The organism is Alcanivorax sp. HI0007, assembly GCF_001635525.1.
In the GTDB taxonomy this organism is placed as follows: domain Bacteria; phylum Pseudomonadota; class Gammaproteobacteria; order Pseudomonadales; family Alcanivoracaceae; genus Alcanivorax.
This window is the reverse complement of record NZ_LWEJ01000111.1, coordinates 1-240: the sequence shown is the minus strand read 5'-3', so window position 1 is coordinate 240 and position 240 is coordinate 1. Positions and strand designations below refer to the sequence as shown.

The window sequence follows — 240 nt, the reverse complement described above, 5'->3', positions numbered from 1 at the left end:
GTCTTCGCCTTTTTTGCCGATCACGATGCCCGGACGCGCAGTAGCAATAGTGATGCGCACGTTCTCTGACGGACGCTCAATCTTGATACGGCTCACCGACGCGTTCTTCAAACGCTTGAACAGGAACTCACGTACCTGCAGGTCGGTAACCAGGCAGTCTGAGTAAGACTTCGGTCCGGCATACCAGAGCGAGTTGTGCTCTTTGACAATGCCAAGGCGAATACCGACCGGATGAACTTT

Annotated in this window: 1 protein-coding gene; it reads right to left on the bottom strand. The window is 53.8% G+C overall.

Annotated features, from left to right (window positions below; translation table 11 throughout):
• On the bottom strand, nt 1-240 hold a 240-nt coding region (locus A3714_RS06430), incomplete at both ends, for a KH domain-containing protein (RefSeq protein WP_197463377.1).